Raw genomic sequence first — 5692 nt, forward strand, 5'->3', positions numbered from 1 at the left:
CCCGTGAGGAACATGAAGATGCCCGGCAGGTCGCCCGCGACATCCACTGCCCGGCAGTGCATGTTTACATGCACGAGAGGGGCCAAAACCGAGCAATACGTCATCTCGATGAAGCTGCGGAAGAAGGTTGAGATGCTCTTCGCCCACCTCAAACGGATCCTTGGCCTGAACAGGCTCCGATTGCGCGGCCCCTCTCGGGATCATGGCTGCGCCATGACCCTGCCGGGCAGTGCATGCGGTGCAAACGACGAATTTCTCCTCGCTGCCACCGCCCAGAATCTCCGCAAGCTGGCCAAGCTCCTTCCCGCACCGCAGCAACCGCGAAACGCCTGACAGGAAAGGCACGCGCGCCACGTTCAGCCGTCGATATTCTGCGCCCGCGAACGGGTGTTCTTCCACGGAATCCGCCCAAAGCTGACAGGTCTACGGCGCGCGATATGCTGCGCTTCGGTCTGGCCAGACCGGACGTTCGCTTCAGATACGCCAACCTCGCCGCGTCTGCGCGTGCCCCCGTTCACAGGGTATTTGGCGGCCCTGTCTTAGATCTCAAGCTTGTAGCCGATGTGGGTCGGCTCAAAACCCAGTCGGTCGTAGAAGCGGTGGGCGTCTGGTCGGGCCTTGTCCGTGGTGAGTTGAACCAGCGAGCACCCGCGTGCCTTGCATTCGTCGATCGCCCAGGCGAACATCCTTTCCCCAAGCTTCCCGCCCCGATGATCTTTCGCGATCCGCACCGCCTCGAACTGACCACGCCAAGCGCCCTTTCGCGCGAGGCCGGGCAGGAAGCTGAGTTGCAGTGTTCCGACGATAGCCCCTTTGCGCTCGGCCACGACGAGCAACTGGTTCGGATCGCTTTCGATTGCGGAAAAGGCTGCGCGGTAAGCCTCTGGCAGAGGCGCGCGCAGATCCTCGCGCAGTTCACCCAGCGGATCGTCTGCCAGCAGACCGACGATCTCGAACAGATCGGTCGCACACGCCGGGCGAAAGGTCAGCGGTTCTTCGTTCATGGTCTTCTCCTTCGAAACGTGCGGCGGGACCGGGAATCCGACCCTGCCCGAACCCGGTCATACCTGTCCGGCGACCGTGACGGTCGCACCAAAGTAGCCGATCGCGGCAGCCAGCCCGGCGACCCAGCGCAGATGGTTCCAGCGGGTCCAGTCGCGCGTGTATGTGGCCCAATAGGCACGTGCGTCGGCGCTCCGGTGCTCCATGCGGTCGAGGCGCTGGTTCATAGGCACGTTCTTGCGGGCGGTGATCGCCATGACGCCGATGATGTAAGCCCCGGCAGCACCGACAAGCCAAAGCGCCACGTCACGTCCCACAAGGAAGATACCGGCGACGGCGAGCAGGATCGAGACAATGGTCAGCCCGATGAGGAGCGCCATGAACAGCGACCGATAAACCTCGCGGTTGATTATCTGCATCGCTTCGATCCCGGCAGCGGGCTCGGCGCGGGCAAGCGCGCGCATCACGAAATCGGAGAAGGTGAGAAACACCCCGGCGACGAGGCCTGTGGCCAGCGTTACGGCAACGAGGCTGATTTCAAAGAGTTGTTGGATCATGGGTCTGTCTCCTTGTGGAGTAACGGGTTGAATTGGCGGCGGCGCGGAAATGCGGGCCACGCCGCCGCGCCGCTGCGGCAGGTTCAGCGCGCAGGTTTCGCGGTGGAAAAGCCGGGCGCCGGCAGCCAGAGGCGGCGACGAAAGGCTGCGAGGCAGAGCACGGCGATGACTACTTCGACGACGAGGGCGGCGATAATGCTGCCTGACGGCATCCCGTCCACTGCGAGCCCGACCAGCCGCCCAGCCGGGAAGGCGATGAAGACGGTCAGGGCCGCCGCCATGCCAATCGGCAGGATCGCGTGCCGCCAGATGCCGAGCAGCATCAGCAGGCCGAAACTCGCGAGACCGGCGCCGGGGGCGCGCAACTCGCTGAGCAGGCTGGCGTCTTGGCCGAGCGTGATGCCGTAGCTGGTATAGAAGGCGTGTGGTGCGAACAGGATGAAAGCGCCGATCGTGAGCGCGGTGAGGCCGGAGAGACCGAGCGCGATCTTTTCGAAAAGGGTGGATTGCATGTCATGGTCCTTTCATCGGGTGGTGTCAGGCGGCGCTTGTCCAGGCGCCGGTCTGGGCTGCGGCCCGGGCGAAGTCCGCGAAGTCGCGCGGGGCACGGCCAAGAGCGCGCATCACACCGTCCGAGGTGTGGGCGTTGCGTCCATCCAACGTCTCGCGCGCGATCGCGGTGAAGACATCGGCGACGAAGGGGCCACCAGCCTCGGCGACGTTCGCGTGGAACTCCTCGAAGCTTATGGGGATATGCCGGATCTCACGCCCGGTGGCCTGCGAAAGCGCGCCCGCCATGTCCGCGAAGGTCATCAGCCGCGGGCCTGTCACCTCGTAAAGTTCGCCCCTATGGCCTTCTTCGGTCAGCGCCGCGACGACGACATCGGCAATGTCGTCGATGTCGATGATGGGCTCGGCGATATCACCGCCGGGCATCGGAAGGACGCCGGCCAGAACCGGGTCGCGCAGGTAGCCTTCGGAGAAGTTCTGCGCGAACCAGGCGGCCCGGATAATGGTGAAGTCGACACCGGAGTTGCGCACCACCTCTTCGCCCAGCCGCGCGTGGTGTTCGCCGCGACCAGAGAGCAGCACGAGATGATCGACACCCACGTCGCGCGCCGTCTCGCAGAGGGACTCGAGCTTTTCCACGGCTCCGGGGAAGGCGAGATCAGGGAAGTAGGTGACATAGGCCGCACGGGCTCCGCGCAGGGCGGGTGCCCAGGTCTCCGGCGCCTCCCAGTCAAAGGGCGTGGCGGAGTTGCGCGCGCCGCGGCGCACGGGCAGGCCCCGCGCTTCGAGGCGGCTGGCAACACGGCGGCCGGTCTTGCCGGTGGCGCCGATGACGAGGATCGGTTTGTCTTGCATGGGATATCCCCTTGGCTTGGGTTTCGGTAGCCAAGGGATAGATGCTTGGGTGTCGCGCGGTATTGACCGGCGCCGCCAGCCCTTTGACCGACCTCGCCAATGCGTGCGTCAGCGCCGGACCATGTCCTTGCGGTAGCTCGCAGGCGTCGTACCGACCCAGCGCTTGAATGCGCGGGTAAAGGCGCTCTGCTCGGAAAACCCGGTGAGGAAGGCGATTTCCGCCAGTGAATGGCTGTGATCCTGCAAGAGCCCCTCGGCGAGATCGCGGCGGGTTTCCTCGGTGAGGCTCTGGAAGCTCATCCCGTGCTCCGAGAGGCGCCGGTGCAGGGACCGCGCGCTGAGCCCAAGGCCCCGGGCGATCTCGGCCATCTTCGGCGTCCCCTCGCTGAGGGCCTGGGCGATCGCTGCTTGGGCCTGCGTGACAAGCGCGGGCGCCTGGGTGATCTCGGACAGTTCCGCGTCGAGATGCGTGGCGAGGTATTGCGAAATCCCCTCGTCCCCGAGGATATTGGGCTGGGCCAGCGTCTCGTCGTCATAAAAGATCGCGTCGAGGTCCGCGCAGAACCGCACCGGGCAGCCGAACCACGCCTCGTGCGCAGCGACCCGACGCGGGGCGGGATGCCGGACCAGCACTTCCACGGGCGCAAGCGGCACCGGGCAGACCTGCCTTGCGATGGACACGGCACTGGCCAATGTCGCCTCGTTCGACAGCCGCATCCCGAGGCGCCGCTCGCCCGCCCGGTGAAGGATGAAGAGCGTGCCTCCGGTCGCCGGTCGCAGCTCGAATTCAGCGACGCTGCTCCAGAGCCGCGCGTAGCGTTCCACCCGTGCATAGGACGCCCCAAGCGTCGTCGCGGCCTTGAAGGCCAGCCCAAGCGCGCCGTACTCGTCAAGCTGCATGGAGGCGCCCGTGCGCACCGGCAGATCGGTCACGTCGATCTGCTCGGCGATCCTTTCGAGCATATCGTAGTAGCGTTCCGCCGGAACCATCTGTCCAGGATCCCAAGAGGCTTCAGGATCAATTCCGACACTGGCGAGCATCGCCGCAGCATCGACCCCACCGCCCGCCGCGGCGACCACCTTGCGTGCGAAAAGCGACGTGACATACCCCATGCCTCTCATTCTATGGTGCGCGTGGTGAATGGCCAAGCTCGCTGTGGCACCGGGCGTGCGGCGGACTGAGAAATCCTCGTCATGATTACCAGATGTGAGACCTTTCTTTTTGGCGGGGAGATGCCCCGCTCCCAGCAGGATGGCCTCAAGGTTCTGATGAGCATCCTTGCTGGAACGCAGGAAATCCTTAGCGAATTTCATCAAGGTATCCATCCAGTGGCGCGATTTTCCCTGCGTAATCTGGCTCACGCTCGTGATCTGGGTGATGAGCGTGAAACGACGGATATCTGACTCACGCTGCGTCGCCACTGCCGGTGTCATGTTCTCTGACCGTGTTGTCCGCCAGAAGACATGTGCAATGTTCGTGGACCAAACTTCTGGACCTGCGGAGAGAGCTTCATCCTGACAGGCCGTGAAATGCTCCGCCAAGGTAGACATGGTTTGGCAAACGGATTTCGGGACAGAGCGCCGGACGTTGGCGGCGGGTTGCATTGTGGTTTCCGGTACCTTCGCAGGCGATGGCGGACATACAGGATCAGGCCGACCACTGTCGGGCCGCTTCTCGGGCGCAGGCGGGAGCGGACGGGCATTGCACTGCGGGACCGTTGAAACCATCTCGGCAACGGCACCAGCAGTGGTCGCCTTGCTCACGATGACGGCTGGCCCATGTTGCTCCGCCGGACCGCCAAGCGTTTCAAAGCACGTCGGCGCGGTGCCTTCCCGCAGTGCCGCAAGGCGGGCGGCGATATAGGCTTCGCGCAACTGGCCGGTATGCTCGGCGCTGGTGAGGTCCGACATCTTGATGTCCGGAAAGATCTGCTGGATCCGCCGTGTTTCTTCCGTTGACTGGATGCGACGGGCTTCCGCCGAATACAGGTGCATCGCGATGGTGAGGGTCTCCGGCGACCATTCGGGTCGACCCGCTGTATCGGGAGGTTGTCGCGGATGCCATCCTCCAGAAGGCTGTTCAGGATCAGGGGCATCAGTGAGAGCCGGGTTTCATCGTCCGCACCGAAGCGACCACTAATTCGGGCCATGCGTACCTGGCGACGCAGGGTGAACAGGCTGTCCTCGAGGCAATGACGGAAGTATTGCGCGACGAGCTCATCGGGCAGCGGCGGTGCCATGAATACGAAACTGTCGAACATCCGGTCGGACTCCTGCGTGAGGTGTCTGACCCAGTTAAGCGCAAGATTCTCGTCTGTCGTCCCCAAGGGCAAAGAAATTGCAGGGATCAATGCAGAAAATCCGGGCAGGCGACGGCGAAAGCGAAAGCGGTCGCCTTTCCGGTGGAGGTATCGACAGGTCGTCATGCTGGCCTCGACGGGTTGGCCGTCGTGAAATCGCAGTAGACACAGTCTGTGAGCCGCTTGTGTACCTCGTGTGTGCCGCCTGCGTGACAGGGTCGCACCTGAGGATGAAAGTGAACGGAGCTATTCTCCGTTCTCTTTCTGTATCAACGGGTTAGGCTGATTTTGGCTCCGGCGGTAGGGGCTGGAGGTAATCGCTCGGAACGCCGTGTTTCATTGGCCGGGACGCTGGGATTCCGGTTCGTTGTCGCTTGGATTCCAGTTTGTGGCCGATTCCGTGGAAAAACACCCGTTCGCTGGCGCAGAATATCGACGGCTGAACGTGGCGCGAGCGCCTTTCCTGTC

General features: G+C 63.8%; 5 protein-coding genes and 1 pseudogene. 1 reads left to right on the forward strand and 5 read right to left on the reverse strand.

Going from position 1 to position 5692, the window contains the following annotated elements:
• Nucleotides 1-333 (forward strand): annotated as a pseudogene (locus tag ACOYQJ_RS26085) (hypothetical protein); the annotation flags it as partial.
• A 206-nt stretch (nt 334-539) separates the two neighbouring features.
• Here the strand turns inward: ACOYQJ_RS26085 and ACOYQJ_RS26090 are convergent.
• The 5 genes from ACOYQJ_RS26090 to ACOYQJ_RS26110 form a co-directional block, all read right to left on the reverse strand.
• Nucleotides 540-1004, reverse strand: coding sequence for a GNAT family N-acetyltransferase (locus ACOYQJ_RS26090; RefSeq protein WP_422908797.1), 465 nt, complete (start codon nt 1002-1004; stop codon nt 540-542).
• Between the two features lie 57 nt (nt 1005-1061).
• Nucleotides 1062-1559 carry an anthrone oxygenase family protein gene (locus ACOYQJ_RS26095; RefSeq protein ID WP_422908798.1) on the reverse strand — a complete coding sequence of 166 codons (498 nt, stop codon included), beginning with the start codon at nt 1557-1559 and terminating at the stop codon, nt 1062-1064.
• An 83-nt stretch (nt 1560-1642) separates the two neighbouring features.
• Nucleotides 1643-2071, reverse strand: a complete 429-nt coding sequence (locus tag ACOYQJ_RS26100; RefSeq protein ID WP_422908799.1) for a DUF4345 domain-containing protein — start codon at nt 2069-2071, stop codon at nt 1643-1645.
• Between the two features lie 25 nt (nt 2072-2096).
• Nucleotides 2097-2924, reverse strand: a complete 828-nt coding sequence (locus ACOYQJ_RS26105; RefSeq protein WP_422908800.1) for an NAD(P)H-binding protein — start codon at nt 2922-2924, stop codon at nt 2097-2099.
• Between the two features lie 108 nt (nt 2925-3032).
• A complete protein-coding gene (locus ACOYQJ_RS26110) occupies nt 3033-4835 on the reverse strand; it encodes an AraC family transcriptional regulator (RefSeq protein WP_422908801.1) in 1803 nt (600 codons plus the stop codon).
• Between the last annotated feature and the right edge of the window lie 857 nt (nt 4836-5692).

Source organism: Pacificoceanicola algae (assembly GCF_049341065.1).
In the GTDB taxonomy this organism is placed as follows: Bacteria; Pseudomonadota; Alphaproteobacteria; order Rhodobacterales; family Rhodobacteraceae; genus Pacificoceanicola.

Excerpts from the sequence above, each read along its gene's own strand:
- ACOYQJ_RS26090 (WP_422908797.1), bottom strand. The coding sequence starts at position 1,004 with ATGAACGAAGAACCGCTGACCTTTCGCCCGGCGTGTGCGACCGATCTG.
- ACOYQJ_RS26095 (WP_422908798.1), bottom strand. The coding sequence starts at position 1,559 with ATGATCCAACAACTCTTTGAAATCAGCCTCGTTGCCGTAACGCTGGCC.
- ACOYQJ_RS26100 (WP_422908799.1), bottom strand. The coding sequence starts at position 2,071 with ATGCAATCCACCCTTTTCGAAAAGATCGCGCTCGGTCTCTCCGGCCTC.
- ACOYQJ_RS26105 (WP_422908800.1), bottom strand. The coding sequence starts at position 2,924 with ATGCAAGACAAACCGATCCTCGTCATCGGCGCCACCGGCAAGACCGGC.
- ACOYQJ_RS26110 (WP_422908801.1), bottom strand. The coding sequence starts at position 4,835 with ATGTCGGACCTCACCAGCGCCGAGCATACCGGCCAGTTGCGCGAAGCC.